The 299-nt window shown below is 50.2% G+C and carries 1 protein-coding gene; it reads left to right on the forward strand.

Going from position 1 to position 299, the window contains the following annotated elements:
• Positions 1 to 51: 51 nt before the first annotated feature.
• On the forward strand, positions 52 to 299 hold a 248-nt coding region (locus LZP73_RS19995; protein WP_234236661.1), incomplete at its 3' end, for an aldo/keto reductase.

The raw sequence follows: 299 nt of genomic DNA on the forward strand, positions 1-299 counted from the left end.
ATGCACTGGCCCGTTCCCGCTATCGACCATTATGTCAAAGCATGGAAAGGCATGATCGAATTGCAAAAAGAGGGATTAATCAAAAGCATCGGCGTGTGCAACTTCCAGATCCATCACCTGCAACGCCTGATTGATGAAACTGGCGTGACGCCTGTGATAAACCAGATCGAACTTCACCCGCTGATGCAACAACGCCAGCTACATGCCTGGAACGCGACACACAAAATCCAGACCGAATCCTGGAGCCCATTAGCGCAAGGAGGGAAAGGCGTTTTCGATCAGAAAGTCATTCGCGATCT

The sequence above is a fragment of the Shewanella sp. AS16 genome, from assembly GCF_021412365.1.
GTDB lineage: Bacteria > Pseudomonadota > Gammaproteobacteria > Enterobacterales > Shewanellaceae > Shewanella > Shewanella salipaludis.